This window comes from Kribbella sp. NPDC059898 (assembly GCF_042730855.1).
Lineage (GTDB): Bacteria > Actinomycetota > Actinomycetes > Propionibacteriales > Kribbellaceae > Kribbella.
Genome location: NZ_JBHWKR010000003.1, coordinates 530,382 through 555,339 on the forward strand (window position 1 = coordinate 530,382; position 24,958 = coordinate 555,339).

Below are 24,958 nucleotides of genomic sequence, written 5' to 3' on the forward strand. Positions count from 1 at the left end.
CTGCCGCCTTAACCTGCCGCCATTACAGCCCGGAGTCAAACGCGGAAAGTGCTGCGTTGCCCGATCGTGATCGTCAGGAAATCGTCCCGTATCGTGGACATTCCGCAGTAAACCACGGTGTCGCACCGACGGTCGCCGGGACCTTGCGAACCGTTACTGCCATGGCATTTTTGTGTCAGTGCCGTAATGCGGACAGGTAGAGGAAATCCAGCGGGTCGAGCGCCGTTTTCACGTTCTCCAGCTCTTTGCCGGCCACTACGACGACCCGCGCCTGCCAGGTCGGGATCACCGGCACGTCCGTCGCGATCACTCCCTGTAGCTGACCGATCAGATCGTCGCGCTGCAGACCGTTCTGCTCACCGCGTTGCTGCTGCAGCAGCTTCGTGGCCGCCGCGGACCGGTACCCGTTCGACGCGAAAGCACCGTCGGTCGCGACGAACGGCCGCAGGTAGTCGTCGGCGTCCGGGTAGTCCGGCGTCCAGCCGGTCATGAACAGGTCGTACGCCCCGGCCGCCGTCGCCACCTGGTACTGCGGCCACTCCACGCTCCGCAGCGTCACCCGGAACAGTCCGGACGCCTCCAGTTGCCGCTTCAGCTCCAGCACTTCGGCCTTCGCGCCCACGCCGTACTGCGACGGCGTCCAGCCGACCGTCAACGGCACCGGTGCGGCGATGTTCGCGTTCTTCAGGATCGCCGCGGCCGCCGTCTTGTTCGGCTGCTTGTACTCGGTCCGGAACGCGTCCACCTGGCCGCCGAACCCCGGCGGTACGACGGAGTACAGCGGCGACACGTGGTCGGCGTACGCCGTCTTCGCGATCGCGGACCGGTCGACGACCTGGGCGACGGCGCGCCGGATCGCCGGGTTGCGGGACAGCAGCGACTTCATCTGGAACGCGTACAGCCGGATCTCCGCGCTGCCGGTGTCGACGACCTGCACGCCGTTCGCGGTGCGGAGCTTGTCGAGCAGCACCGGTCCGAGCCCGTGGAACGCGAGGTCGGCCTTCCCGGTCGAGATCTGCTGGTAGAGGTCCTGCGCGTTCGGCACCGTCGTGATCGTGACGCCGTCGTTCTGCGCCGCGCGCGGACCGTGGTAGTTCGCGAACTTCGTCAGCGTCACCTCGCCCGGCGTGAACCCGGCCAGCTGGTACGGCCCGCTGCCGACGGCCTTGTCCTTGAGCAGCGCGTCCGCCGGGTACGACTGCTCGTCGACGATCGACGCCGCGGTCGTGGTCAGCAGGTACGGCAGCCGCGCGTCCGGGCTCGTCAGGTTGAACACGGCCGTCAACGGGTCCGGCGTACTCACCGACTTCACCGACGCGAACAGCGGCGCCAGTCCCCCGGGCGTCTTCAGCCGCACCAGCCGGTCGAAGCTGAACTTCACGTCCGACGAGGTCAACTGGTGCCCGTTCGGGAAGGTCAGCTTCTCCTTCAGGCTGCAGGTGTACGTCGTCGGCGAGTCGAACTGGCAGTCCGCCGCGTCCGGCACCGGCGTCGGCTTGTCCGGGAGGATCGTCAGCAGCGTCTGGTACAGGTTCGCCTGGACGGTCCGCGAGGCCACGTCGTACGGGCCGGCCGGATCCAGGGAGGTCACGGTGTCGGTGGTCGCGAGCCGGAGCAGCATCTGCTTCGGCGTCTGCTCCCCCGGGTGCGGGGCGTTGTCGTCCGGTTCGCCGCAGGCAGCCAGGCAGATCCCCAGCGCACCGACTGCCACGGCCGCCGACACCCGGCGCACCCACTCACTCACCGTCTCACCTTTCCCCAGCCCGTTACCCCACACAACGCCCCCGAGGGCACCAAGTGACGGTAGCTCGTCAACGGAGCAGCGCGCGCAAGGAGTCCGGCGTCAACGGCTCCAGCGACTTCACCACGAGCCGCCGCGGGGCGTCCGGGATGCTGATCCACTGCGGTGCGGCGACGACGTACATGCCGGCCGCCGTACCGGCCTGGGTACCGGTCATCGAGTCCTCGATCACCACGCAGTACGCCGGGTCCACGCCGAGCCGCTCGGCCGCCGTCAGGTACGGCTCCGGGTTCGGCTTGCCGAGCGTCACCTCGTCGCCGGCCACGACCACGTCGAACGGATCCGGCGGCAGGTGCCCCAGCACCGCGTCGATCATCGTCCGGTACGACGCGGACACCAGCCCGCACGGGATCTCTTCCTTGCGCAGCGCCCGCAGCAGTTCCAGCGCACCGGGCTGGAACGTGACCTCGCGGCGGAGCGCCTCGACCACCTCGGAGAACATCCGCTCCGCGAGCTCGTCACCGGTGATCACGCCCTCGGGGATCCGCGCCATCCAGACCTGGACGGCGTCGCGCAGGTCGCTGCCGATCAGCGTCATGCAGTCCTCGAGCGTCCAGGTCGCGCCGAGCTCCGCGAGCAGCTCGAGCTGCACCTCCGCCCAGACCTTCTCGGAGTCGACCAACGTCCCGTCCATGTCCCACAGCACCGCTTGCAGGGCCGGCAACTACCGCTCCTCTACGTCGTCTCCCGAGCTCACCTTCACCCCATTCTCCCTGGTCCGTCGCGACACGTTCCGCCCGGGGTGAAACCGGCCACATGACCCGGTCGCAGCACGTAGGCTTGCAGTCCGGATTCCGGCAACCCGCCGGTGTTGGCTTGAGAGACGACAGGGGGCCTGCGAGTGGTTGACCTCGCGAACCTGAGGGACCCGGTCGTGATCGCCGCGTTCGAGGGCTGGAACGACGCGGCCGAGGCGGCCACCGGAGCGGTCGACCACCTGATCGACGAGTGGGACGCGGAGCTCGTCACGGCCATCGACCCCGAGGACTACTACGACTACCAGGTGAACCGGCCGCGGGTGTCGATCGACGACGACGGCGTCCGGCAGCTGACCTGGCCGACCACCCGGATCTACCTGGCCCGCCCGGGCGACACCGGCCGGGACGTGCTGCTGATCCGCGGCGTCGAGCCGAACATGCGCTGGCGGGCGTTCTCCCGGGAGCTGCTCGAGCTGGTCGACGAGTCGAACGCGCAGATCGTCGTCGTGCTCGGGGCGCTCCTCGCGGACGCGCCGCACACCCGGCCGATCCCGGTCTCCGCGACCTCGTCGGACGAGGAGCTGACCGCGGCCTGGAGCCTGGAGCCCTCGACGTACGAGGGTCCAACCGGGATCACCGGTGTCTTCGCCGACCTGTGCACGACGCTCGGCGTGCCGTCGGTGTCGATCTGGTCCGCGATCCCGCACTACATCGCCGGTACGCCGTGCCCGAAGGCGTCGCTGGCGCTGCTCGGCAAGGTCGAGGAGCTGCTCGACCTGACCATCCCCGAGGGCGAGCTGCCCGAGCTGGCCCGGGCCTGGCAGCGCGGCGCGGACGAGCTGAGCGAGGAGGACCCGGAGGTCGCGGAGTACGTGCAGTCGCTCGAGGAACAGCGTGACACCGCCGACCTGCCCGAGGCCACCGGCGAGGCGATCGCCGCCGAGTTCGAGCGCTACCTCAAACGCCGAAACAAGAACCACCCCGGCGAGTAACCGCACCCCACACACCACCCCACACCACCCCGCACACCCACACCACCCCGCACCACCCGCACCGCCCGCCAGCCACCCGCACCTCGCCACCGGGGCCGCCGCGCCGCCATCTCCGGGGTTGGCCCCTGAGATGGTGGGTTCGTGGAGATGTATGCCGGGCGCCAACCCGCCATCTCGCGGGTTGGCCCCTGAGATAGCGAGTTCGTGGAGATGTACGCCGGGCGCCAACCCGCCATCTCGGGGGTTGGCCCCTGAGATAGCGGGTTCGTGGACGTGTATGCCGGGGGCCAACCCGCCATCTCAGGGGTCAACCCCCGAGATGGGTGACCGTAACCAGGTCGGGGTCTGGTGCGTTGTTACCAGTGGGTTTATATTCGAGCGGACTACTGGGGGGTGACGGCGTGCCGTCACCGGGACCACGGGGAGCAACGGGATGCGCAACGAGCGGGGCGGTAGCTCGGTTCCTGCTCTGGCCGTGCTCGTGCTGCTCGGGGTGGTTGCCGCGATCGGGATCTTCGGCCACAAGGCGAGCAGTGCGAAGACGGTCGACCTCAGCACGCTGACCGCGTCGACGACCGCGACAACGATCCCCACCGCGCCGCTCGACACCTCGCCGTACTCCGGGACCGGCGGCGTCGTCGTGCACCCGCGCCACGAGGCCGCGCTGTTCACGTCGCCCGACGCGGACGCGTTCGGGAAAATCGCGCCGACCCAGTTCGGGCCGACCTGGCTGCCGGTGGTCGACCAGACCGACGGCTGGGTCCGGGTGCTGCTGCCGTCCAAGCCGAACCGGTCCACCGGCTGGCTCCAGGACACGGACCTCGACCGGGCCAGTTCGTCGTACCTGATCCGCGTGCACACCAGCTCGCGGACGCTGGAGCTGTTCCTGGACAACAAGAGCCTCGGGACCTGGAAGGCCGGGGTCGGCGCGAAGAAGACGCCGACGCCGCCCGGGCGGACGTTCCTGCTCGGCTCGATCATCGACCACAAACGCTCGGCGTCGCCGATCGTGCTCCCGTTGGGTGCGCACAGTCCCACCTTGGACACGTTCGGTGGCGGACCTGGTACCGTCGCGATCCACGGCTGGCCGAATCCGCACGTGTTCGGTGCGGCGATCAGCGCGGGCTGCGTCCGGGTGCCGAAGGCCGCGCTCGCCGATCTGCAGAAGGTTCCGCTCGGGACGCTCGTCCTGATCGACAGCAAATAAGGAGAATCCGATGCGACGACAGTTGACTCCGACGGTGCTCACGGCCGCGGCCGTGGCGGGCGTCGTGACGTTCAGCCTGGTCGCGAGTGCGCCCGCCGGCAACGCGGCGGCCCGCCCGTCCTCGGCGTACGCCGTGAGCGCCGAAGGGCAGGTGCCGGTCGCGAAGACGCCGTACGCCGAGTCGCTGGACGGCAAGCGGCAGACGACGTCCGCGCTCGAACTGCCGTCGAACCCGCTCATCTCGGTGCGGGCCGGCACGGCGACTGCGGGCAACGACTCGGCCTCGGTGGAGCTGTTCGACATCGTGATCGGGCCGGACATCCTGAGCCAGGTGAAGATCCCGCCGGAGCTGAAGCAGCAGTGCGCGAACCTGCCGAAGACCGGCGCCTCCGACCTGCCGCTGCCCGACATCGCGCTGCCCGACCTCGGTCTGCCCGGGCTGCCCGGTCTGCCGAAGCTGAGCACCGCGGACCTGCCGGTGAAGAACCTCCCGGACCTGTGCAACCTGCTGCTCAACCCGCCGAAGTCGCTGCTCGCGATCGACTCACTGAACGTGTGGTGCTCAGGTGACACCGGCGGCATCGATATCGGTTCGCTGACGCTGCTCGGCCAGACGATCAAGCTGCCGACCACCAAGCAGGGCGCGAGCCTGCCGTCGAACCCGCTGGCCTCGATCACGGTCAACAGCCAGGCGAAGCACTCGGACGGCGCGTTCACGGTCACCGGCCTGACCATCAACCTGGGCGGCGCCGAAACCATCAACCTGGCCTCGGCCACCTGCGCGACGCCGCCCGCGAAGGCCAAGCCCACCCCCAAGCTCCCGGTGGACCACCCGGCCCCGCCCCAGGTGAACACCCCACCCGCGGCCCCGGTGCCCACCCCGGTCAAGACCCACCAAGCCGTCACCGGCTGACCAGCCCCAACAGACACCCCTCGACCAAGCGGTCGAGGGGTGTCGTGCTGTCGCCACCGGCGCGAGCGCGGGCTCTGGCGTGTGAGCGCGTGCGAGCGCGTGCGAGGGTGGGCGATGGGTTAGAGCTTGATGCCTAGCAATGCATCACAGGCCTGGGTGATCAGGGTGGGAGCTTCGGCGTCGTTGCCTTCGGTCTCTGACCAGACGTCGACGGCTGCCAGCGCGGAGGCGGCATCGAGGTCGTTGGTGAGGGCCGCGCGTACGGCGTCCACGACAGCCGCACCGTCGGGACCTGAGGGACGGCTGACGGCCGCGCGCCACCGGGCGAGACGGGCTTCCGCCTCTGGCAGGTCGGACGGCATCCAGAACCAGTCAGTGCGGTAGTGGTGTGTGAGCAACGCGAGCCGGATCGCCATCGGGTCCGCGCCGGACTGCCGCTCCTTCGAGACGAGAACCAGGTTGCCCTTGGACTTGGACATCTTCTCGCCGTCGAGCCCGACCATCGCCTGGTGCACGTACGCCCGCGCGAACGGGTGCTCCCCCGTCGCGACCTGCGCACCGCTCGCGGACATCTCGTGGTGCGGGAAGATCAGGTCGGACCCGCCACCCTGCACGTCGAACGTCATCCCGAGGTACTTCAGCGCGATCGCCGAACACTCCACATGCCACCCCGGCCGGCCACGCCCGAGCGCCGAGTCCCACGCCGGCTCCCCCGGCCGCTCGTGCCGCCACAGCAGGCTGTCCAGCGGATCCTGCTTCCCCTCGCGCTCCGGGTCACCACCACGCTCGGCGAACAGCTCGGTCATCGTCGTCCGGTCGTACCCCGACACCCCACCGAAGGCAGGATCCGTCTTCACCGCGAAGTACAGGTCGCCGTCGACGGAGTACACCGCACCCGCCCGCCGCAGGTCGTCGACCGCGTCCGCGACCAGGCCGATCGACTCGACCACGCCGATGTAGTGCTGCGGCGGGATCACCCGCAGCGCGGTCATGTCGTCGCGGAACAGCTGGATCTCCTGCGCCGCGAGGTCGGTCCACTCGACGCCGGTCGCGGTCGCCCGCTCCAGCAGCGGGTCGTCGACGTCGGTGATGTTCTGCGTGTACACCACGTCGTACCCGGAGTCCCGCCACAACCGGTTGATCAGGTCGAACGTGACGTACGTCGCCGCGTGCCCCATGTGCGTCGCGTCGTACGGCGTGATGCCGCACACGTACATCCGGGCGGTCTTCCCATCGCCCGCCTGTACCTCGACCAGCCCGCCCGAGGCGGTGTCGTAGAGGCGTAGCCGCCGGGCCGGCCCGGGTACGACCGGGATGTCTGGTTTCGTCCACGCCTGCATGTGTCGGAGCTTATGCCAGTCCGATTTTCAATGACGCGACACGGTTCCATTCCGTGGTCCGGGTCGCGGTGTGCACCCCGGCGGCGGATACCCTCACCGGCGATGACTGCCGACTTCAGTGCCGAGTTCCGGGCGTACGGCGGCTGGACCGCCGCCGCCGCGATCCAGCAGCAGGACCTGTTCAACGACGTCGTCGGGCCGGACTCGCTGCAGGCCGACCTGAACGAGCGGACCCTGAGCAGCGACCGCGGTGTGCTGAGTGGGATCACGCTGCTCGGCAGCTTCTCCGAGCTCGACCGGACCTGGCTGTGGGGCTGGGCGAACCCGGGCTTCGGCCCGGACGCGCCCGCGGTCGCGCCGACGAGCGTGATCCGGGAGTTCGGCGAACGGCACGCGATCGCCGAGTTCACCGCGGAGAACCTGGAGCTCGGCGGGTTCGACCAGCCGGCGCAGGCCGCGATCATGCTCGCGATCACGGCCGGTACGGTCCTCGGCGGCCGCGGCGTCTGGTCCACCGCGATCAACGAGGGCCGCGGGCACGTGTACCTGCACGTCGCGGACGAGCAGCTGCCGGTGGCCGGCTTCGACGCGATCGCCACACCGCGACTGTTGATGACCGCCGTCAGCGTGTTCCCCGGCGACCACCGCCAGGTCGTCCGCGGCTACTTCCAGCATTACGGCCTGACGTCCGACGAAGGCCCGAACGTCCTCCGGGGTACGTCGCCCACCGGCAGCACGATCACCGTCGACTTCGACGACCACGGCCGGATCGGGAACGTCTCCGTACAGCCCTAGAACGCGGGCCAGGGAATCGCGGGCCACTCGTCGCTGGGGTACGGGAAGGACGCGGTCTTCAGCAGTGCCGCGCAGCGCTCGCGGGTCGCGGTGAGCTCGACTGCGGTGATCAGCTCGGACAGTTGCTGCCCGAGCGCACCGGCCAGCTCGCCCGCCAGCCGCCGTACGTCGTCCAGCAGGTCCTCCGGGATCGGGTCGCCCGCCCAGCCCCACAGCACCGTACGGAGCTTGTCGTCGGCGTTGAACGTGACGCCGTGATCCACGCCGTACACGCGCCCGTCGCCCGGGTTCAGCACGTGACCGCCCTTGCGGTCCGCATTGTTGACCACGGCATCGAACACGGCCATCCGCCGCAACGCGTCGTTGTCCGCGTGCACGAGCGTCACCGGGTTGTGCCGCCCGTCGAGCGCGTCCAGTACGCCCACCCACCCGGCCGGCACGCGGCCCTGCGGGACGATGTCGACCAGCTCGGTCTCCCCCGGCCCCAGCTCCGCCTCGTCGATCCACAGCTGCACCATGCCGACACCGAGCGGCCCGTCCCGCAGCAGCGTCGGCGGCACGACGTGCCACCCGAGCGCCTCGGAGACGACGTACGCCGCGAACTCACGCTGCGCGAGCGTGCCGTCCGGGAAGTCCCACAGCGGGCGCTCGCCCTCGACCGGCTTGTAGACGACCGTCGCCGACGTGCCCGCCAGGCTCACCGAGCCCTGGTACGTACCGTTCGAGGCGGCGACCAGCCTCCCGTGCAACGAGAGCTCGCCGAGAGCGAGCAGCTCCGGGTCGATCGTCATTCCGGCAAATGCCTGCGGTAGCCGTTGGCGCGTGGGCAGATGTGGCCGTCCGCATCGATCGGCCGGCCGCAGAACGGGCAGCTCGGGCGCCCGGACGCGACCAGCGCGACCGCACGGCGGGCGAACGCCCGGGCCTGCTCCTCGGTGATCCGGACCACGAACACCTCGGCGTCGTCGGACTCCATCGCCGCGGTGACCGGGTCGGGCTCCTCGTCCTCGAGCTCGGCCGGGTCGACGGCGACCACCGCGAACACCTCGATCACCACCCGCTCGGCGTCGGCCTCCCAGGCCAGCGTCATGGTGCCGGCCCGGAACTCCTCCTCGATCGGCTGCTCCAGCGGCGCGTTGTCGTCCGCGCCGGTCGGCGTCACCGGGTCCCGGTCGAAGCGCCGCGCGACCTCGTCCAGCATCACATCGAGCCGCTCCGCGAGCGCCATCACCTGTTCCTTCTCACAGGCGACCGACGTCAGCCGGTGCCCGGCCCTGGCCTGCAGGAAGAAGGTCCTCGCACCGGGTTCCCCCACGGTGCCGGCGACGAACCGCTCCGGGTCGTCGTAGGAGTGCACAACTCGCGCCATGGGTCCGACCCTATTACCGTCCGCCGACAACCGCGTCCGAGGACTGCCGCTTCGGCCGCGCTTTCGCTGACGGCTTAGGGACCAGCGAGGCGAGTTCGCTGCCGGAGTCGTTCAGCCGGACCAGGAACGGGCGGGTCGCGGTGTAGGTGATGATCGTCGTCGACGCGGTGTCCACGACGATCCGCTGGAACGTGTCCAGGTGCTGACCGAGCGCGTCCGCGACGATCGCCTTGATCACGTCGCCGTGCGAGACCGCGACCCAGATCGCGTTGTCGCCCTGGGTTTTCGCCAGCTCGGCGTCGTGCGCGCGGACCGCGTCGACGGCTCGTTGCTGCATCCCCCGCATCGACTCCCCGCCGGGGAACGTGACGGCCGACGGGTGCTGCTGGACCACGGCCCACAACGGGTCCTTGGCCAGGGCCGAGATCTTCTTCCCGGTCCAGTCGCCGTACCCGCACTCGGTGAGCCGCCGATCCGTTGCCGGACGCAACCCGTCGTGGTGCTTCGCGATCGCGGCCGCGGTCTGCCGGCAGCGCTCGAGCGGCGACGTGACGATCGCGGCGAGCGGCAGCTCGGCCAGCCGCTCAGCCACCGCGGCAGCCTGCTGGACACCGGTGTCGTCGAGCTTCACGCCGGGCGTGCGACCGGCCAGTGTCCCGGAAGTGTTCGCGGAACTACGGCCGTGGCGGACCAGAATCACCGTGGGCATGCACTGCACGTTAGCGGGTCCCCTCAAGCGGTGAGGCATGATGGTCGGGTGATCGTGGACTGCGGGGTGTACGCCGCCGGTGAGCGTCAGCAGCTGCCCAAGGACCCCGAGACCGTTGCCCAGGCCCTCGACGACGACGTCGAGAGCTTCGGCTGGATCGGCCTGCACGACCCGTCGGACGCCGAGATGCAGCGCGTCCAGCGGCTGTTCGACCTGCACGACCTGGCGGTCGAGGACGCGCTGCAGATCCACCAGCGCCCGAAGGTGGAGCGGTTCGGCGACACGATCCTCGTCGTACTGCGGACCCTCTGGTACGTCGACGAGGGCGACGCGGTCGAGACCGGGCAGGTGACCGCGTTCATCGGCCCGCGGTACGTCGTGACCGTGCGGCACGGCGAGGGCGGCGAGCTCGCCACCACCCGGCACCAACTGGAGGCTCGCGCCTCGATGCTCGGGCACGGCCCGGCCGCGGTGCTGTGGGCGATCTGCGACGCGATCGTGGACGACTACGAGTCCGTCGCGGAACAGGTCGAGCTCGACGTCGACGAGATCGAGTCGTCGGTGTTCTCGCCGGAGCGGACCAGTGACGCGGAGCGGATCTACCGGCTGAAGCGCGAGGTGCTGGAGATGCGCCGGGCGATCGACCCGCTCCGGGAGCCGATGGAGCAGTTCGCGCACGGTGTCGCCGGGCTCGGCCCGAAGGCGAGCCCGTTCTTCCGCGACGTGGCCGACCACCTCAGCCGGGTCTCCGACCAGGCCGAGGCGATCGACACACTGCTCACGTCCGCGCTGAACGCACACCTCGCGCGGGTCTCGGTCCAGCAGAACGACGACATGCGGAAGATCTCCGCCTGGGTCGCGATCGCCGCCGTACCGACCATGCTGGCCGGCATCTACGGGATGAACTTCGACAACATGCCCGAGCTCCGCTGGCACTTCGGGTACTACGCCATCCTGCTCGTGATGGCGCTCGTCTGCGTGACGATGTACCGGTTCTTCCGGAAGGTTGGCTGGCTCTAGGTCGCGCTGATCGTGCTCGTCGACAGCAGCATCAGCAGCACGACCCCGAGCAGCACCCGGTAGAACGCGAACAGCGAGATCGAGTGCTTGACGACGAACCGCAGCAGCCACGCGATCGACGCGTACGCGACCAAGAAGCTCACGACCGTACCGACCAGCAGCGGCACTGCCCCGACGGTGCCGTGCAGGGCGTCCTTGAGCTCGTAGACACCGGCGCCGGCCAGCGCCGGGATACCGAGCAGGAACGAGACCCGGGTCGCCGCGACCCGATCGAGGCCGCGGAACAGACCGGCCGAGATCGATGCGCCGGAGCGAGACACACCGGGAATCAGGGCCAGGCACTGGACCAGGCCCATCACGAGCGCGTCCAGGAAGGTGATCCGGGTCAGCGGCCGCGACTTGCTGCCGAACCGCTCGGCGGCAACCATCACGAACGACCAGACGATCAGCGCTCCCGCCACCCACCACAGGCTGCGCAGCGGGCCGGAGATCAGGTCCTTGGCGAGGAAGCCGACGATGCCGATCGGCAGCGAGCCGACGATCACGTACCAGCCCATCCGGTAGTCGAACTCCTCGCGCCGCTCGGAGTTCGCCAGGCCGCCCACCCAGGCGCGGACGATCCGGACGATGTCCTTCCAGAAGTACAGGACGACGGCCAGGATCGCGCCGACCTGGATCACCGCGGTGAAGCCGGTGATCGACGGGTCGTTGATCTTCAGCCCGAGCATCTTCGACACGATGGTCAGGTGCCCGGTGCTGGAGACCGGCAGGAATTCGGTCAGGCCCTCGACGATGCCGAGGATGATGGAGTCCCAGATCGTCATCAGTGGCCGACCCCGGAGAGCTCGAGCGCCTCGGCGGCGACCCGCAGGTCGGCGATCCGCTGCTCGACGGTCGACGCGAACGGCGTCAGCGCGACGGTGGTCGCCCCGGCCTCGGCGTACGCGGTGAGCTTCTCGGCCATCCGCTCCTTGCCGCCGAGCAGCGAGATCCCGTCGAGGAGCCCGAACGGTACGGCGGCCATCGCCTCGCGGTGCTTCTTGTCGAGGTACAGGTCCTGGATCTCCTTCGCCTCGTCGGCGTAACCCATCCGGACCGCGAGGTCGTTGTAGAAGTTCTTCTCCCGGCTGCCCATGCCGCCGATGTACAGCGCGGCGTACCCACGGACCGGGTCCGCCGCGGCGTGAACGTCGTCCCCCGTCATCAATGGCGTCGTGACGACGACGTCGAAGCCGTCGAGGTCCTGCTGACGGACAGCGCGGCCCGTCGTGATGTGCGTCAACTGCTCTCCAAGGAAGCCTGGGTCGTTGAGGATCCCGAGCCATCCGTCGGCGATCTCGCCGGCCAGCTCGAGGTTCTTCGGGCCGACCGCCGCCAAGTACACCGGCACGTGGTCGCGGATCGGCCGCACGGTCAGTTTCAGCGCCTTGCCCGGTCCGTCGGGCAGCGGCAGCGTGAAGTACTTGCCCTGGTACGCGACGGTTTCCCGGCGCAGGGCGGCGTTCACGATGTCAACGTACTCACGGGTCCTGAGGAGTGGCTGAGAGAACCGGACGCCGTGCCAGCCCTCCGACACCTGCGGACCGGACACGCCGAGACCGAGCCGGAACCGGCCGTTCGAGAGCCTGTCCAGGGTGGCGGCGGTCATCGCGGTCATGGCCGGCGTCCGGGCCGGGATCTGGAAGACGGCCGCGCCGACGTCGATGGTCGTGGTCTGGGCCGCGATCCAGCTGAGCAGCGTGGCGGCGTCCGAACCGTACGCCTCCGCCGCCCAGGTGACCGAGAAACCGAGTGCCTCGGCCTCCTTCACCAGCCTCAGATGGTCCAGATGGTCGTCGCCGCCGAAGACGAAGCCGATGTTGAGTCCGAGTCGCATGACTGGCGAGCCTAGCGAGAGGTTGTCGGTGGGCCGCAATAGGCTCGGCCCATGCAGCAGCGCTATCTCGGTCACAGTGGACTCGCGGTGAGCAGGCTCGGCCTGGGCACCATGTCGTGGGGCCGCGACACCGACGAGCACGAGGCGCGCGAGCAACTGGCCGCGTTCGTGTCCGCGGGCGGCACGCTGATCGACACCGCGGCGGCGTACGGCGACGGCGACAGCGAGCAGCTGATCGGGTCGCTGCTCGGCGACGTGGTGGAGCGCGACGACGTGGTGATCGCGACCAAGGCCGGGTTCAGCGTGCGGCGCGGCGAGCGGATCACCGACACCTCGCGCGGCGCGCTGCTCCGCGACCTGGACGGCTCGCTGCGGCGGCTGAACACCGACTACCTCGACCTGTGGCAGCTGCACACCTGGTCCGACGACGTGCCGCTGGAGGAGACGCTGTCGGCCCTCGACCACGCGGTCAGCTCCGGCAAGGTGCGGTACGTCGGCGTCTCGAACTACGCCGGCTGGAAGTCCGCCCGGGCGGTCACCTGGCAGCAGGCGTGGCCGGGCCGCGCGGTCCCGGTCGCCAACCAGGTGGAGTACTCACTGCTCGCCCGGGACGCCGAGGTGGACGCGATCCGGGCGGCCGCCGGGCTCGGGATCGGGATCCTCGCCTGGTCGCCGCTGGGCCGCGGGGTGCTGACCGGGAAGTACCGGACCGGCATCCCGGCGGACTCCCGCGCGGCGTCTCAGCATCTGTCCAGATTCGTCGACCCCTACCTCGACGCCCGGTCATCGGGCATCGTGGAAGCGGTCGCGCGCGCCGCCGACGGGCTCGGCTGGACCCCGCTCGAGGTGGCACTCACCTGGGTGCGGGACCGGCTCGGCGTGTCGGCGGCGATCGTCGGGGCCAGGACGGCGCTGCAACTGAAGTCCGTGCTGGGTGTGGAGGAGCTCACATTGCCGCCCGCCATCGTCGCGGCACTGGAGGATGTTTCCTGAAGTCTGCAGGTGGAGGTGTGGATGGCCGAGTACGAACTGCAGCAGTTCGAGGTGTCCAGGACGGAGTCCCGCGGTGCGGTGCGCAAACTGCTCACCGAGCACGCGGAGTACGGCGGGTGGGAGCTGGCCCGGCTGCGTCGCTATCCCGACGGCTCCCGCCGCGTCTGGCTGCGGCGCCGGATCATCCGGGTGATGCGGACCCTCTGAAACAACCGGCCCGGAAAGTTCCGGGCCGTTGAGTCGGCACAATATCTCTGCGGCAGAGGTATTCTTCGGACATGAGCGAGGCGCTGACCGAAGACCTGCTGGCCGCGATCGGGCTGGTCCGCCGGCACCTGCGACGATCCGTCGGCCGGCCGTTCCCCGAGGGGGCGCTGACCGACTCGCAGGGCGAGCTGATCCGGACCGTACGGCGCAATCCCGGCATCTCGGTTGCCGAGGCCGCGGCCGAGCTCGGGCTGGTCGCCAACACCGTCTCCACCCTGGTCGGTCAGCTGACCGACCGCGGCCTGCTGCAGCGGACCCCCGACCAGACCGACCGCCGGGTCGCCCGGCTGACCCTCACCGACCCGGCCCGCGAACAGGTCGAGGCCTGGCGCGACCGCCGTACCGCACTGGTCACGCAGGCCCTCGACGATCTCACCCGCACCGACCGCGACGCGTTGCGGGCCGCGCTGCCGGTGCTCGCCGTACTGGCTGAACGCCTGCACCCCGAAGAGCAGAAGGAGCGCATATGAGTGCGGAACCTGCGGTCGACGTCACCGGGTTGAGTCATCGGTTCGGGGATCATCTCGCGGTCGACAGTCTCGATCTGAGCGTCGCCCCCGGTGAGTGTTTCGGGCTCCTCGGGCCGAACGGGGCGGGCAAGACGACGACGTTGCGCGTGCTGAACACGCTCTACCCGCCGCAGACCGGCAGCGTACGGATCTTCGGGCGCGACGTGCACACCGACGCGATGGCGGTACGCCGGATGCTCGGGTACGTGCCGCAGCAGCTGTCGATCGAGGGTGCGCTCTCCGGACGCGAGAACGTGTCGTGGTTCGCGCGGCTCTTCGACGTACCGCGGCGGGAACGGGCCGCGCGGGTGGCCGAGGTACTGGAGATCGTCGACCTGACGGACGCGGCCGACCGGCTCGCGTCGACGTACTCCGGTGGCATGGTGCGGCGGCTGGAGCTGGCGCAGGCGCTGGTGAACCGGCCCGCGTTGCTCGTGCTGGACGAGCCGACGGTCGGGCTGGACCCGGTCGCGCGGGACTCGGTGTGGGCGCGGGTGCAGGAGATGCAGGAGCGGTACGGGATGACCGTGCTGCTGACCACGCACTACATGGAGGAGGCGGACATCCTCTGCGACCGGGTCGCCCTGATGCACCTGGGACAGCTGCGCGCGGTCGGTACGCCGGCCCAGTTGAAGGCCGAGCTGGGACCGGACGCGAGCCTCGAGGACGTGTTCCGGCACCACACGGGCGAGAGCCTCGAAGGCAAGGAGAAGGGAGGTCTGCGCGATGTCCGTGGCACCCGTCGTACGGCCCAGCGTATGGGTTGAGTCGCCCCCGCTCCGCTTGCTGTCGCGGATCGGTACGTTCTGCCTGGTCGAGCTGCAGAAGCTGCGGCACGACCGGACCGAGCTGGTCACCCGGGCGATCCAGCCGGTGCTCTGGCTGGTGATCTTCGGCCAGACGTTCAGCCGGATCCGCGCGATCCCGACCGGCAACGTCCCGTACCTCGACTACCTGGCACCGGGGATCATCGCCCAGTCGGCGCTGTTCGTGTCGATCTTCTACGGCATCCAGATCATCTGGGAACGCGACGCGGGCATCCTCACGAAGCTCCTGGTGACGCCTTCGCCGCGGTCCGCGCTGGTCGCGGGCAAGGCGTTCGCGGCCGGCGTACGGACGATCTCGCAAGCCATCGTCGTACTCATCGTCGCCGCGCTGCTCGGCGTCAGCCTGACCTGGAATCCGCTGAAGCTGCTGGCGGTCCTGGTCGTGGTGGTGCTCGGCGCCGCGTTCTTCTCGTGCCTGTCGATGACGATCGCCGGCCTGGTGCTGCGCCGGGACCGCCTGATGGGCATCGGCCAGGCGATCACGATGCCGCTGTTCTTCGCCTCGAACGCGCTGTACCCCGTGTCGTTGATGCCGGGTTGGCTGCGCGTGGTCTCCCACGTCAATCCGTTGACCTACGAGGTCGGTGCGCTGCGCGGGTTGCTGATCGGTCAGCCGACGACGTACTGGCTCGACTTCACCGTCCTGATCGTCGCGGCCTTGGCAGGCATCTGCGCCGCCTCGGCGTTGCTGGGAAGGCTCGCGCGTTAGACGAGTTCTCGTACCTTCGTGGTCTGGCATCTGATCAGGATCAGTACGGCGACCCCGGACGTGACCAGCCCGGCGCCGACCAAGGACGCGGCCGCGCCGACGGCGGCGATGATCGGGCCGCCCGCCAGCAACCCGGCCGCGCTGCCCGCGTTGACGACGACGCTCTGCCCGGCGAGGAGTGTTCTGCGCTCGGCGCCGGCCGAGGACCTGGTGATGAGGACCGAGATCGCCGCGATCCCGATCACCACCGCCACACCGGACAACGCACCCATCAACGCGACCACGGGCGGTGTGGTCCACAGTCCCATCCCCACCCAGCACAGCCCGGACCAGCCCCACGCGACGACCGCGGTCAGCACCGGGTTGGTACGCCGTACCACGGCCAGCGAGATCGCCGTACCGACGAGCGAGCCCACGCCGTACCCGGTCATCCCGGCGGCGAGGTAGACGCCGGGGCGGCCGCGCTCTTCGCCGAGGACCGACAGCCCGAGGGTGAACGCGAACCACGTGACACAGCCGGTCCCGCGGACGATCCAGCCGTACAGCACCTCGCGCCGCCCTTGCAGACTGCCCCGGATGGACGGTGGTTCGGCTGCGACGCCGACGGTCCGCTCGGGTTGGACCGTGCACGCCAGCAGGCCGGCGGCGAGTACGGCGGCCGCCTCGGTCCAGAGCAGCTCGTTCGTGACGCCGAACCCGACCGCAAGTGCTCCGACGGACGGGCCGACCAGCATCCCGACGCGGCGCAGGCCGTCCTGCCAGGTCAGCAGCATCACCGCCCGGCCGTCGCCCCACCGGTCGCCGGTGTCCGCAAGCAACGCCGCCCGGCCCGGCTGCGCCAAGGCATCGCCGCAGCCGAGCAACAGGCCGCTCACTACGAGGAGCGCCGGCGACAGCACGCCGAGAGCGGCAGCGGTCGGGACGGAGGCCAGCGCGATCGCGGAGACCAGCGCGACCATCGCCAGCCGCGGGCCGGAGTCGATCCATTGCCGCGCCTTGCGGGCCCACCACGGCGACAGCAGCACCGGTACGCCGGCTGCGCCGCCGACCAGTCCCGTCGCCGCGACCGACCCCGTCTCTCGAAGGATCACCAACGGCAACGCGACCTGCGCGAGCCGGAACGCGAAGTCCGCCGTACCGCTCCCCGCCAGCAGTGCCAGCGCCTCGGTCCTTGCCCGCATGCCTTGAATTCTTGGCGTTCCGGCGCCTCGGTGGTAGCCGGCTGGGCTTGCGTGCTTGCCATAGGCTGAACCTATGGCCTCATTACCCTCGGTCGAGGACCTGCGGCTGGTCCAGGCCGTCGCCCGGACCGGCGCGGTCGGCACCGCTGCCCGTGAGCTGCGCATCTCGCAGCCGTCGGCGTCCCAGCGACTGTCCCGCCTCGAACGGCTCTGCGGCACCAAGCTCTTCGAACGCGACACCCGCGGCGCCCGCCCGACACCGGCCGGGGCCGAGCTCAGCCGCCGCGCCGACCACATCCTCGGCCACCTCGAGGAGGTGTACGCCGCCACCCGCGCGGCCGCCGCGGGTCAGCGGCTGGTGATCGGTACGTTCAGCAGCATCGCGCCGATCCTGTTCCCGATCCTGGACGCCGACCTCCCGGACGTCGAGATCCAGCAGCAGGTCGACCACGGCCACTTCCTGGTCGAACGCGTCGCCGAGGGCACGATGGACGCCGCCTTCATCGCGATCGCCGAGCAGATGCCGCTCCCGCACGGCACCGTCGCCCGCCGGGTCGGCCACGACGAGCTCGTGCTGTTCGTCCCGCCCGGCGCCCGCCCACCCGGCCGCGGCCGGCAGCCGCTGAAGGACCGCCCGATGGTGTTCTCGACGTACGACCGCGGCAGCGAGGACGTCCACGACCGCCTCGCCGCGCTCGGCGCCCTCCCCCGGCGCGGCGTCACGCTCAGCACGACCGTCGCGATGGCCCGCCGCCGCGCCCACCTCGCCCTCGTCCCCCGGACCGCCCTGGCCACCGAACTCCGCCCCGGCGAACACCTGATGCCGGCCCCGTTCCGCTACCGCCTCACCCTCTCCGTCGTCACGACACCCACACCACCCAAGCCGCTGATCGCCCACCTCCCCCAGCTCCGCGCGACGTTGAACTTGTCGTGAGGTCGGGACAACCGACGGATCAGTCCGTTCCGAGGATCCGCAGGCCGTGGAAGGAGCGAAAGTCCTCGAAGTCCTTGAGATTCAGGGTTGCCAGCGGAAGGTCGTACGTCAGGCAGCACGAAGCGATCCACATGTCGTTCGTCGGTCGAGGCCGGCCACGGCTGACGGCCGCAGCCGAGAGCCGTCCCCAGGTCGCAGCCACCCCTTCATCACCAGGCAGCACGGGGACTCCCGACACCCAGTCGGCCAGTGCCTGCCGACTGCGGGTACCCCAGTGCCGGATCTCCGCCCATTTCGCGAGTTCTCCGAGGGTCACGAACGTGATCACAGGCTGCCGCCCGATGAGGCGCGTTGTCAGCGGTCCGCTGAGCTTGCGTTTGTGGATCAGAGAAGCGACGTCGGTGTCCAGGACGACAGGCTGCATGGCTCAGGCGATCTCGCGGTGGCGTTCGGCGTAGGTGTACGCCAAGAAGTCGTCAAGCTCTTCGTCTGAGTCGAACGTGTCCGCGACAAGTTCATCCAGTGATTTGATCGGTTGGGTCCGCTTCGACGCCAGCAACTCCGTCACCGACTGCGACGGCCGCACGAACGGCGTCCCTGACTGATCGACGTTGCCTGCATCCATGAGCCCTCCTACCTGCCGACCTCCTACCACGACCATCATAGAGCCCTGGGTGCCGGTCAGACCCATCTTGTTGTGCCACCAGCCAGCTCCGCGCGACGTTGAACTTGTCGTGAACTGCGGTGTGTCGCGGCTCCCGGTGCTGCAGACTCGATGGCATGAACCTGGGGCGGTTGGCGCGCGGGCGGCGGGTTTTGGCGGGGTTCTGGGGTGCGACCGTGGTGCAGGTGGCCGCGGTGGCGTTCGACGTGAAGATCCTGAAGCAGGCGAGCAAGGTGACGTTGATGCCGTTGCTGTGGCAGTGGTCGCGGACGCAGGACGCGCCGCCGCTGCTGCAGGCGGCGTTGCTGGCGTCGGCGGCCGGTGATCTGCTGCTCGAGACCGATCTCCAGCTCGCCGGGATGGCGGCGTTCGCCGCGGCGCACGCGTGCTATCTCGCCGTATTCCTGGCGGATCCGGCGCAGCGGTCGTGGCGTGTGCTCGCGGCGTACTCGGCGCTCTGGGCGGCGCTGATCGCCGTACTCTCGCCTTCCCTCGGCAGCCAGCGAGTCCCGGTCGCGGTGTACGCGTTGTTGCTGACGGCAACCGCGATCGCGTCGCGCTGGCACAACCCCCGCAGCGGTCTCGGCGGCGCGTTGTTCCTGGTCTCGGACGCGCTGATCGCGCTCCGGATGGCCGGGCGGGACTTCCGCGGGCGGGACGCGCTGGTCATGTCGACGTACGCCGTCGGACAGTACCTGCTGGTCTCCGGTGCGACCGCGGCGTGATCAGCTCGAGGTGTCGGCTACTGGATCACGTGGTCGGCGGTGTCCGTCGACGGCGGCTACCACGATGGACACCAACGCCGCAGCGACGCCGATTGCGAACAGCACATCGTCGTACGTCGCGTGGAACGAACCCGATCGGCGGATCTGGCTGTGCAGCAGAACCGCTCCGCCTAGCGCGGCGACCAACGTACCCAGGAGCGGAACGGCGATGAAGCCGATCCGGGCCCGCAGATACCCGATGGTCAGGATGCCGATCAGGAACGCTGCCGGGACGGCCGGAACCATCGCCAGGCGATCGTCGTAGCCGATGAGGTGCGATCCCAGCCACCCGGCGGCGGCGATCGCGCCCGCCGCGGCCGCCAGAACGACGACGGTGCGCCACGCGGTGCCGACGAGGGTGCGGCCTGGTCGGGTCCTGCGATCACCCTGCATTGTCATACGCGCAGTATCGCTGTCGGCGGGGGCGACTGGAGCGGGCTCGAGGGTGACCGGTAGTGGTCATCCTCGTTGACGCTCGCCGCCCGCCGCTGTGGGGTGGACGGTATGGCGACCGTCGACGACGTCCGGCGACAGTTCCGGAACCCACCGCCCGAGGGGCGGCCGATGATGCGCTGGTGGTGGTTCGGACCGTCCGTCGAGCGAGACGAGATCGACCGCGAACTGAACGCGATGGCCGCGGCCGGACTCGGCGGGGCAGAGGTCGCGTTCGTGTATCCGATGGGGCCGGTGACGGCACCGTTCGGATCGCCGGAGTTCTTCGACCTGGTCGGGCACGCGGCGCGGACGGCTCGGTCGCTCGGGCTCCGGTTCGACGTGACGCTCGGGAGCGGGTGGTCGTACGGCGGTCCGCACATCGGGCCGGAGCTGGCCGCGCGCCGGCTGCACTGGGACCGGCGGGAGATCGGGGCGGCGGCGTACGACGTACCGATTGTCGCGGCCTGGCCCGGGGACGAGTTCGTGGCTGCGTACGTCGGCGACGGGAACGTGCCTTCGTCGTACGTCGAGGTGCCGGTCACTGACGGGGCGGTCCACGTACCGGCCGGTGGACAGCCTCGGGAGGTGTTGATCGCTACGTCGCGGGTGACCGGGCAGCAGGTGAAGCGCACCGCCGTCGGAGCAGAGGGGCACACGCTCGACCACTACTCGGAGGCGGCGGCGCTGGAGCACATCCGATGCGTCGCCGAGCCGCTGCTCAAGGCGGCCATGCCCGTCGGGTCCGTGTTCTGCGACAGCCTCGAGGTGTACGGCGGGAACTGGACGCCGTCGATCTTCGCGGAGTTCCTCGACCGCCGCGGCTACGACCTGAGACCCCGGTTGTACGAGTTGCTGGTCGAGACCGACGGCGCGCGGGAGCTGCGGATCGACTTCGGGCGGACGTTGTCGGAGCTGTACGAGGACAACTTCCTGAAGGTGTTCCGGTCGTGGGCGGCCAGGTATGGCGTACCGTTCCGGATCCAGAGCTACGGCGAACCGCCGGCGACGATGAGCAGCTACCGGCACGCGGACATCTTCGAAGGCGAGGGCTGGGCCTGGAAGGGCATCCCCGAAACGCGCTGGGCGTCGTCCGCGGCGAGCATCTACGGCCGGTCGGTGGTGTCGGCCGAGGTGTGGACGTGGGTGCACTCGCCGTCGTTCCGGGCGACGCCGCTGGATCTGCAAGGTGAGGCGCACGAGCACTTCCTGTCCGGCGTCAACCACCTGATCGGGCACGGCTGGCCGTACTCCCCCACCAACGGCCCCGGCCTCGGCTGGGTCTTCTACGCCTCCGGAGCCCTGGACGACCGCAACCCTTGGTGGCCGACGGCAACAGCTCTGTTCCGGTCCCTGCATCGTCTGTCGTGGACGCTGCAGCAAGGTACGCCGGTCCGCCCGGTCAAGGTGTACATCCCGACCTCGGACGCGTACGTTGCCGGCGGCCCCGAACCTCTCAACCTGTACCGGGTCGCCCGCCGGCTGATTCCCGCGGCGATCCCGAGCACGATCCGCGACGCGGGCCTCGACTTCGACCTGATCGACGACGACGCGATCAAGATCCTCGACCCCGCCGACGTCGCGCTCGTAGTGGTCCCCGAAGGCGCTAGCACGCCCCCGGCCACCGCTCAGTGGCTGGAGTCCGTCGGAACGGTGGTAGCCGACCCCACCAACCACCTACCCGCGCCGCCGTTCGCGCCGGTCCCCGACGTCGGCGTCGTCCACCACCGACTGGACGACGGCGACCTCTACTTCGTAGCAAACACCTCCCCCGAGCCCCGCACCCTCACCTTCCCTACGCCGATGGAACGCTGGGACCCCCGCACCGGCGAAATCACCACCACCCGAACCACAATCCTCCACCCCTACGAGTCAGCGATCCTCGCCCCACCCCCCACTCCCCAACCCCACGAACCAGCCGTCCCGTCCCCCCAACCCCACGAACCAGCCGTCCCGTCCCCCCAACCCCACGAACCAGCCGTCCCGTCCCCCCAACCCCACGAACCAGCCGTCCCGTCGTCGAACCATCTCGTCGGGACGGTCCTGGGCCCTTGGACTGTTGCCTTTGACAATGACATTCGTCCGGTCGAGCTCCCACACCGCTGGGAGGACGACCCCGCGCGTACGACGTACTCAGGCTCAGCCACCTACCGCACCGAGTTCAACCTCGAAGCCACCGCCATCCTGATCCTCGACCTCGGCCCAGGAGAACCTGTCGCACCGGGCAGCGAGCCCTACCTACCGGGCAACTCGTACCGCGCCCTCATCACCCCACCAGTAGGCGTCGCCGCCGACGTCTACCTCAACGACACCCACTGCGGCTCGCTCTGGGCGCCGCCGTACCAGCTCGACCTCACCGCGGCCGCCCGCCCAGGCACCAATGAGCTGCGCATCGTCGTCCACAACACCGCCGCCAACGCGCTCTCCGCCGACCAGCATCTGCTCAACGCGGCAGCCGAATCCACCGCCACGTACGGCCGCCGCTTCGACCTGCAGCACATCGAGCAGGCGGCCGACTACCTGAACTCCGGGCTGCTCGCCGTACCGCGGATACTCCGTCAGGCCTGAGTCAGGAACCGGTCCAGCACCCGCGAGCCGAACTCCAGCGCCGACGTCGGCACCCGCTCGTCGATGCCGTGGAACATCCCCATGAAGTCCAGATCAGGCGGCAGCTGCAACGGCACGAACCCGAAGCACCGGACGCCCAGCCGGCTCCACGATTTGGCGTCCGTACCGCCCGACATCAGCAGCGGCGCGAACCGCGCCTGCGCGTCCTCGGCCTGGACGCACGCCTTCATCGCGTCCACGAGACCGCCGCTGAACTCCGTCTCGAGCGCGATGTCGGTGACCACTGTCTCGCGCTGCACCTTGTCGCCGAGCAGCTCGTCGATGGTCGCGTAGAACTCGTCCTCGTACCCGGGCAGGAAGCGCCCGTCGATGTGCGCCTCGGCGTCGCCGGGGATCACGTTCACCTTGTAGCCGGCGTTCAGCATCGTCGGGTTCGCGGTGTTCCGGATCGTGGCGCCGAACATCCGGCTGAAGCTGCCGAGCTTGGCCAGCGTGGTGCTCATGTCGTCCGGGTCGAGCTCGGTGCCGAGCAGGTCCTCGAGCGTCGTGAGGAACTCGCGGACCGTCGGCGTGACCCGCAGCGGCCACTCGTGCGACCCGATCCGGGTGACCGCCTCGACCAGGTTGGTGACGGCGTTGTCGGTGTTCACCATCGACCCGTGACCCGCCGTACCGCGGGCCTTCAGGCGCATCCAGTTCATGCCCTTCTCGGCGGTCTCGATCAGGTACAGCCGCAGGTCGTCCTTCACCGTCACCGAGAACCCGCCGACCTCGCCGATCCCCTCGGTGCAGTCGGCGATCGTGTCGGGGTGGTTGTCGATCAGCCACTGCGCGCCGTACACCCCGCCGGCCTCCTCGTCGGCGGTGAACACCAGCCGCACCGGCCGCCGCGGCTTCACCCCGGCCCGCTGCCGCGCCCGGACGACGGACAGCACCATCGCGTCGAAGTCCTTCATGTCGACCGCTCCACGGCCCCACACGCACCCGTCGAAGATCTCCCCCGCGAACGGGTCGACCTTCCAGTCCTTCGGGTCCGCGGGGACGACGTCCAGGTGCCCGTGCACGAGAAGGGGGTCCGCACTCTGGTCCTCACCGTCCCAGTGGGCGACCAGCGTCGCGCGTCCCGGCTCCGACTCGTAGATCGTCGACTCGATCCCGACCTCGTCCAGCTTCGCCGCGACGTACTCCGCCGCCACCCGCTCGCCGTTGCTCTTGCCGTTGCCGTAGTTCGTGGTGTCGATGCGGATCAGCTCACTGCAGAGCTCCACCACCTCGGCGTCGGCGGCGTACGACGTACTGTCGGTCGAGGTCGTCATGCGCCCATCCTAGGTGTGCGCGCCGCCCACTCGACGATCTGGTCCGCGGTTTCCCCGGCGGTCAGGTCGGCCGTGTCGAGCCACCACCCGGTGTCGCCGAACTCCCGTCGCATGTCCGCCTCGAGCCGCTCGTACCCGTCGAAGTCGAACCGCTCCGCGGGGTCGCGGATCGTGTTCCGGTACCGGCAGACCTCGATCCCGGCGCCAGTACGACGAACAGCATCCTCGGCCGGAGCAAGTTCCTGGAAGAACTCGAGCTTGGCCCGCGACGGGATCATCGCGTCGATCAGCGGGGTGAACCCGGCGTCGGCGAAGTTGTTCGCGAGCGCACACAGGTTCCGGTGCAGCAGCTCGACCTGCCGCGCCGCCTCGTCCGCGGGCTCACCGAGCGCCCAGACGAACCCGTTCACGATCATCGCGTTCACCTCGTCGCCACCCAGCCGCGCCGACCGCGGCAGCCGCTCGGCCACCAACCGCGTCACGGTCGACTTGCCGGCGCCTGGCATACCGGTCACGAGGATGCAGTCCATGCCCCGATCCTGTTGTCGATCGTTGGGCGGGGCAACGCGATTTCTCAGCAAGTTGACCGACGTACGGCGCTACTGTCGGGTCCAGCGGGGATCTCTGGTCGTCGGGGCCGGGGCCCGCCTGACCGGTCGGGAGATCCAGTGCCATCGAAACCCACGAACACGCGCCAGCATCACCCAGCCGTCCTCGCGATCGAGGCGCAGCGTGCGGCGAACCTGCAGCTGCGGATCGCCGACTGGATCACGGCCTTCGCCGGCTCGATGCGGTTCGTCTACGTGCACGTCGTACTGTTCGCGGTCTGGATGCTGTTCATCGAGAAGAACCCGTGGCCGACCCTCACCCTGGTCGTGTCGCTCGAGGCGATCTTCCTGTCGACGTTCGTGATGATCGGCCAGAACCGTCAGTCCGCGTTCCAGCAGGCGAAGGCCGACCACGACTTCAACGAGTCCGAACTGGAACTGAAGACCAACACCCAGCTGACCCGCGAGATCCACGCGCTCACCACCGAACTGCACCGCCGCGTGGTCCAAGAAGGCACGGCGTAGC

At 69.6% G+C, this 24,958-nt stretch carries 28 protein-coding genes; 14 read left to right on the plus strand and 14 right to left on the minus strand.

Annotated features, from left to right (window positions below; all coding sequences use genetic code 11):
- Positions 1–175: 175 nt before the first annotated feature.
- Positions 176–1,744, minus strand: a complete 1,569-nt coding sequence (locus ACFV9C_RS12700; RefSeq protein WP_380193137.1) for an ABC transporter substrate-binding protein — start codon at positions 1,742–1,744, stop codon at positions 176–178.
- Between the two features lie 67 nt (positions 1,745–1,811).
- The gene (locus ACFV9C_RS12705) at positions 1,812–2,465 is read right to left on the minus strand and encodes an HAD family hydrolase (RefSeq protein WP_380193138.1); all 654 of its coding nucleotides are present in this window, start codon (positions 2,463–2,465) and stop codon (positions 1,812–1,814) included.
- 177 nt (positions 2,466–2,642) lie between these two features.
- Between ACFV9C_RS12705 and ACFV9C_RS12710 the strand changes: the two genes are divergently transcribed.
- The 3 genes from ACFV9C_RS12710 to ACFV9C_RS12720 all read left to right on the plus strand — a co-directional run bounded on the left by ACFV9C_RS12710 (position 2,643) and on the right by ACFV9C_RS12720 (position 5,611).
- A complete protein-coding gene (locus tag ACFV9C_RS12710; RefSeq protein ID WP_380193139.1) occupies positions 2,643–3,491 on the plus strand; it encodes a PAC2 family protein in 849 nt (282 codons plus the stop codon).
- 433 nt (positions 3,492–3,924) lie between these two features.
- On the plus strand, positions 3,925–4,698 hold the full coding sequence (locus tag ACFV9C_RS12715) for a L,D-transpeptidase (RefSeq protein WP_380193140.1): 774 nt from the start codon (positions 3,925–3,927) through the stop codon (positions 4,696–4,698).
- Between the two features lie 10 nt (positions 4,699–4,708).
- The gene (locus tag ACFV9C_RS12720) at positions 4,709–5,611 is read left to right on the plus strand and encodes a hypothetical protein (RefSeq protein ID WP_380193141.1); all 903 of its coding nucleotides are present in this window, start codon (positions 4,709–4,711) and stop codon (positions 5,609–5,611) included.
- A gap of 119 nt (positions 5,612–5,730) precedes the next feature.
- On the opposite strand, the gene mshC is transcribed toward ACFV9C_RS12720, so the two are convergent.
- The gene (gene mshC / locus ACFV9C_RS12725) at positions 5,731–6,951 is read right to left on the minus strand and encodes a cysteine--1-D-myo-inosityl 2-amino-2-deoxy-alpha-D-glucopyranoside ligase (RefSeq protein ID WP_380193142.1); all 1,221 of its coding nucleotides are present in this window, start codon (positions 6,949–6,951) and stop codon (positions 5,731–5,733) included.
- A 102-nt stretch (positions 6,952–7,053) separates the two neighbouring features.
- On the opposite strand from mshC, the gene ACFV9C_RS12730 reads away from it, so the two are divergent.
- Positions 7,054–7,746: a DUF6882 domain-containing protein gene (locus tag ACFV9C_RS12730; protein ID WP_380193144.1), complete on the plus strand. Its 693-nt coding sequence runs from the start codon at positions 7,054–7,056 to the stop codon at positions 7,744–7,746.
- On the opposite strand, the gene ACFV9C_RS12735 is transcribed toward ACFV9C_RS12730, so the two are convergent.
- The 3 genes from ACFV9C_RS12735 to ACFV9C_RS12745 are packed head-to-tail and all read right to left on the minus strand — an operon-like array spanning position 7,743 to position 9,824.
- A complete protein-coding gene (locus ACFV9C_RS12735; protein WP_380193145.1) occupies positions 7,743–8,537 on the minus strand; it encodes an SCO1664 family protein in 795 nt (264 codons plus the stop codon). The genes ACFV9C_RS12730 and ACFV9C_RS12735 overlap by 4 nt on opposite strands.
- Positions 8,534–9,115 carry a DUF3090 domain-containing protein gene (locus ACFV9C_RS12740; protein ID WP_380193147.1) on the minus strand — a complete coding sequence of 194 codons (582 nt, stop codon included), beginning with the start codon at positions 9,113–9,115 and terminating at the stop codon, positions 8,534–8,536. The genes ACFV9C_RS12735 and ACFV9C_RS12740 overlap by 4 nt, the downstream gene beginning before the upstream one ends.
- A gap of 13 nt (positions 9,116–9,128) precedes the next feature.
- Complete coding sequence (locus tag ACFV9C_RS12745; RefSeq protein ID WP_380193149.1) at positions 9,129–9,824, minus strand: histidine phosphatase family protein; 696 nt, start codon at positions 9,822–9,824, stop codon at positions 9,129–9,131.
- A gap of 48 nt (positions 9,825–9,872) precedes the next feature.
- Between ACFV9C_RS12745 and corA the strand changes: the two genes are divergently transcribed.
- Positions 9,873–10,844 (plus strand): magnesium/cobalt transporter CorA, encoded by a 972-nt coding sequence (corA, locus tag ACFV9C_RS12750; protein WP_380193150.1) that lies wholly within the window; start codon positions 9,873–9,875, stop codon positions 10,842–10,844.
- On the opposite strand, the gene ACFV9C_RS12755 is transcribed toward corA, so the two are convergent.
- Together ACFV9C_RS12755 and ACFV9C_RS12760 are read right to left on the minus strand one after the other, a co-directional pair.
- Positions 10,841–11,668 carry an undecaprenyl-diphosphate phosphatase gene (locus ACFV9C_RS12755; RefSeq protein WP_380193152.1) on the minus strand — a complete coding sequence of 276 codons (828 nt, stop codon included), beginning with the start codon at positions 11,666–11,668 and terminating at the stop codon, positions 10,841–10,843. The two genes, corA and ACFV9C_RS12755, sit on opposite strands and share 4 nt — an antisense overlap.
- Positions 11,668–12,720: an LLM class F420-dependent oxidoreductase gene (locus tag ACFV9C_RS12760; protein WP_380193153.1), complete on the minus strand. Its 1,053-nt coding sequence runs from the start codon at positions 12,718–12,720 to the stop codon at positions 11,668–11,670. The genes ACFV9C_RS12755 and ACFV9C_RS12760 overlap by 1 nt, the downstream gene beginning before the upstream one ends.
- Before the next feature lie 51 nt (positions 12,721–12,771).
- Between ACFV9C_RS12760 and ACFV9C_RS12765 the strand changes: the two genes are divergently transcribed.
- From ACFV9C_RS12765 to ACFV9C_RS12785, 5 genes are all read left to right on the plus strand, one after another.
- The gene (locus ACFV9C_RS12765) at positions 12,772–13,713 is read left to right on the plus strand and encodes an aldo/keto reductase (RefSeq protein WP_380193155.1); all 942 of its coding nucleotides are present in this window, start codon (positions 12,772–12,774) and stop codon (positions 13,711–13,713) included.
- A 21-nt stretch (positions 13,714–13,734) separates the two neighbouring features.
- The gene (locus tag ACFV9C_RS12770; protein WP_130385444.1) at positions 13,735–13,920 is read left to right on the plus strand and encodes a DUF5703 family protein; all 186 of its coding nucleotides are present in this window, start codon (positions 13,735–13,737) and stop codon (positions 13,918–13,920) included.
- A 71-nt stretch (positions 13,921–13,991) separates the two neighbouring features.
- On the plus strand, positions 13,992–14,450 hold the full coding sequence (locus tag ACFV9C_RS12775; RefSeq protein WP_380193157.1) for a MarR family winged helix-turn-helix transcriptional regulator: 459 nt from the start codon (positions 13,992–13,994) through the stop codon (positions 14,448–14,450).
- Positions 14,447–15,256 carry an ABC transporter ATP-binding protein gene (locus ACFV9C_RS12780; RefSeq protein ID WP_380193159.1) on the plus strand — a complete coding sequence of 270 codons (810 nt, stop codon included), beginning with the start codon at positions 14,447–14,449 and terminating at the stop codon, positions 15,254–15,256. The genes ACFV9C_RS12775 and ACFV9C_RS12780 overlap by 4 nt, the downstream gene beginning before the upstream one ends.
- Complete coding sequence (locus ACFV9C_RS12785) at positions 15,216–16,025, plus strand: ABC transporter permease (protein WP_380193160.1); 810 nt, start codon at positions 15,216–15,218, stop codon at positions 16,023–16,025. The genes ACFV9C_RS12780 and ACFV9C_RS12785 overlap by 41 nt, the downstream gene beginning before the upstream one ends.
- Here ACFV9C_RS12785 and ACFV9C_RS12790 read toward each other — a convergent pair.
- Entirely contained in the window at positions 16,022–17,206 is a 1,185-nt protein-coding gene (locus tag ACFV9C_RS12790) for an MFS transporter (RefSeq protein ID WP_380193162.1), read from the minus strand. The two genes, ACFV9C_RS12785 and ACFV9C_RS12790, sit on opposite strands and share 4 nt — an antisense overlap.
- A gap of 73 nt (positions 17,207–17,279) precedes the next feature.
- Here ACFV9C_RS12790 and ACFV9C_RS12795 point away from each other — a divergent pair, with 73 nt between their 5' ends.
- Positions 17,280–18,140 (plus strand): LysR family transcriptional regulator, encoded by an 861-nt coding sequence (locus ACFV9C_RS12795; RefSeq protein WP_380193164.1) that lies wholly within the window; start codon positions 17,280–17,282, stop codon positions 18,138–18,140.
- A gap of 19 nt (positions 18,141–18,159) precedes the next feature.
- On the opposite strand, the gene ACFV9C_RS12800 is transcribed toward ACFV9C_RS12795, so the two are convergent.
- Together ACFV9C_RS12800 and ACFV9C_RS12805 are read right to left on the minus strand one after the other, a co-directional pair.
- Positions 18,160–18,564: a type II toxin-antitoxin system VapC family toxin gene (locus ACFV9C_RS12800; RefSeq protein WP_380193166.1), complete on the minus strand. Its 405-nt coding sequence runs from the start codon at positions 18,562–18,564 to the stop codon at positions 18,160–18,162.
- 3 nt (positions 18,565–18,567) lie between these two features.
- Entirely contained in the window at positions 18,568–18,765 is a 198-nt protein-coding gene (locus ACFV9C_RS12805; RefSeq protein WP_380193168.1) for a hypothetical protein, read from the minus strand.
- A 155-nt stretch (positions 18,766–18,920) separates the two neighbouring features.
- On the opposite strand from ACFV9C_RS12805, the gene ACFV9C_RS12810 reads away from it, so the two are divergent.
- A complete protein-coding gene (locus ACFV9C_RS12810) occupies positions 18,921–19,529 on the plus strand; it encodes a lysoplasmalogenase family protein (protein WP_380193170.1) in 609 nt (202 codons plus the stop codon).
- Here ACFV9C_RS12810 and ACFV9C_RS12815 read toward each other — a convergent pair whose 3' ends face one another.
- A complete protein-coding gene (locus tag ACFV9C_RS12815; protein ID WP_380193171.1) occupies positions 19,530–19,967 on the minus strand; it encodes a hypothetical protein in 438 nt (145 codons plus the stop codon).
- 105 nt (positions 19,968–20,072) lie between these two features.
- Between ACFV9C_RS12815 and ACFV9C_RS12820 the strand changes: the two genes are divergently transcribed.
- Entirely contained in the window at positions 20,073–22,568 is a 2,496-nt protein-coding gene (locus tag ACFV9C_RS12820) for a glycosyl hydrolase (protein ID WP_380193173.1), read from the plus strand.
- Here ACFV9C_RS12820 and ACFV9C_RS12825 read toward each other — a convergent pair.
- Together ACFV9C_RS12825 and ACFV9C_RS12830 are read right to left on the minus strand one after the other, a co-directional pair.
- Positions 22,559–23,884, minus strand: a complete 1,326-nt coding sequence (locus ACFV9C_RS12825; RefSeq protein ID WP_380193175.1) for a M20/M25/M40 family metallo-hydrolase — start codon at positions 23,882–23,884, stop codon at positions 22,559–22,561. The two genes, ACFV9C_RS12820 and ACFV9C_RS12825, sit on opposite strands and share 10 nt — an antisense overlap.
- Positions 23,881–24,414, minus strand: a complete 534-nt coding sequence (locus ACFV9C_RS12830) for an AAA family ATPase (RefSeq protein WP_380193177.1) — start codon at positions 24,412–24,414, stop codon at positions 23,881–23,883. Before ACFV9C_RS12830 ends, ACFV9C_RS12825 begins: the two co-directional genes overlap by 4 nt.
- Positions 24,415–24,552: 138 nt before the next feature.
- Between ACFV9C_RS12830 and ACFV9C_RS12835 the strand changes: the two genes are divergently transcribed.
- Positions 24,553–24,957 (plus strand): DUF1003 domain-containing protein, encoded by a 405-nt coding sequence (locus tag ACFV9C_RS12835; protein ID WP_380193179.1) that lies wholly within the window; start codon positions 24,553–24,555, stop codon positions 24,955–24,957.
- Position 24,958 lies beyond the last annotated feature (1 nt).

Bases quoted from the DNA above. Each gene is read 5' to 3' on its own strand.
- ACFV9C_RS12735 (WP_380193145.1), bottom strand. From the start codon at position 8,537: ATGACGATCGACCCGGAGCTGCTCGCTCTCGGCGAGCTCTCGTTGCAC.
- ACFV9C_RS12785 (WP_380193160.1), top strand. From the start codon at position 15,216: ATGTCCGTGGCACCCGTCGTACGGCCCAGCGTATGGGTTGAGTCGCCC.
- ACFV9C_RS12815 (WP_380193171.1), bottom strand. From the start codon at position 19,967: ATGACAATGCAGGGTGATCGCAGGACCCGACCAGGCCGCACCCTCGTC.
- ACFV9C_RS12830 (WP_380193177.1), bottom strand. From the start codon at position 24,414: ATGGACTGCATCCTCGTGACCGGTATGCCAGGCGCCGGCAAGTCGACC.
- ACFV9C_RS12825 (WP_380193175.1), bottom strand. From the start codon at position 23,884: ATGACGACCTCGACCGACAGTACGTCGTACGCCGCCGACGCCGAGGTG.
- ACFV9C_RS12800 (WP_380193166.1), bottom strand. From the start codon at position 18,564: ATGCAGCCTGTCGTCCTGGACACCGACGTCGCTTCTCTGATCCACAAA.
- ACFV9C_RS12765 (WP_380193155.1), top strand. From the start codon at position 12,772: ATGCAGCAGCGCTATCTCGGTCACAGTGGACTCGCGGTGAGCAGGCTC.
- ACFV9C_RS12760 (WP_380193153.1), bottom strand. From the start codon at position 12,720: ATGCGACTCGGACTCAACATCGGCTTCGTCTTCGGCGGCGACGACCAT.
- ACFV9C_RS12805 (WP_380193168.1), bottom strand. From the start codon at position 18,765: ATGGATGCAGGCAACGTCGATCAGTCAGGGACGCCGTTCGTGCGGCCG.
- ACFV9C_RS12770 (WP_130385444.1), top strand. From the start codon at position 13,735: ATGGCCGAGTACGAACTGCAGCAGTTCGAGGTGTCCAGGACGGAGTCC.
- ACFV9C_RS12720 (WP_380193141.1), top strand. From the start codon at position 4,709: ATGCGACGACAGTTGACTCCGACGGTGCTCACGGCCGCGGCCGTGGCG.
- ACFV9C_RS12740 (WP_380193147.1), bottom strand. From the start codon at position 9,115: ATGGCGCGAGTTGTGCACTCCTACGACGACCCGGAGCGGTTCGTCGCC.
- mshC (WP_380193142.1), bottom strand. From the start codon at position 6,951: ATGCAGGCGTGGACGAAACCAGACATCCCGGTCGTACCCGGGCCGGCC.
- ACFV9C_RS12730 (WP_380193144.1), top strand. From the start codon at position 7,054: ATGACTGCCGACTTCAGTGCCGAGTTCCGGGCGTACGGCGGCTGGACC.
- ACFV9C_RS12755 (WP_380193152.1), bottom strand. From the start codon at position 11,668: ATGACGATCTGGGACTCCATCATCCTCGGCATCGTCGAGGGCCTGACC.
- ACFV9C_RS12795 (WP_380193164.1), top strand. From the start codon at position 17,280: ATGGCCTCATTACCCTCGGTCGAGGACCTGCGGCTGGTCCAGGCCGTC.
- ACFV9C_RS12820 (WP_380193173.1), top strand. From the start codon at position 20,073: ATGGCGACCGTCGACGACGTCCGGCGACAGTTCCGGAACCCACCGCCC.
- ACFV9C_RS12790 (WP_380193162.1), bottom strand. From the start codon at position 17,206: ATGCGGGCAAGGACCGAGGCGCTGGCACTGCTGGCGGGGAGCGGTACG.
- ACFV9C_RS12780 (WP_380193159.1), top strand. From the start codon at position 14,447: ATGAGTGCGGAACCTGCGGTCGACGTCACCGGGTTGAGTCATCGGTTC.
- ACFV9C_RS12745 (WP_380193149.1), bottom strand. From the start codon at position 9,824: ATGCCCACGGTGATTCTGGTCCGCCACGGCCGTAGTTCCGCGAACACT.
- ACFV9C_RS12715 (WP_380193140.1), top strand. From the start codon at position 3,925: ATGCGCAACGAGCGGGGCGGTAGCTCGGTTCCTGCTCTGGCCGTGCTC.
- ACFV9C_RS12810 (WP_380193170.1), top strand. From the start codon at position 18,921: ATGAACCTGGGGCGGTTGGCGCGCGGGCGGCGGGTTTTGGCGGGGTTC.
- ACFV9C_RS12775 (WP_380193157.1), top strand. From the start codon at position 13,992: ATGAGCGAGGCGCTGACCGAAGACCTGCTGGCCGCGATCGGGCTGGTC.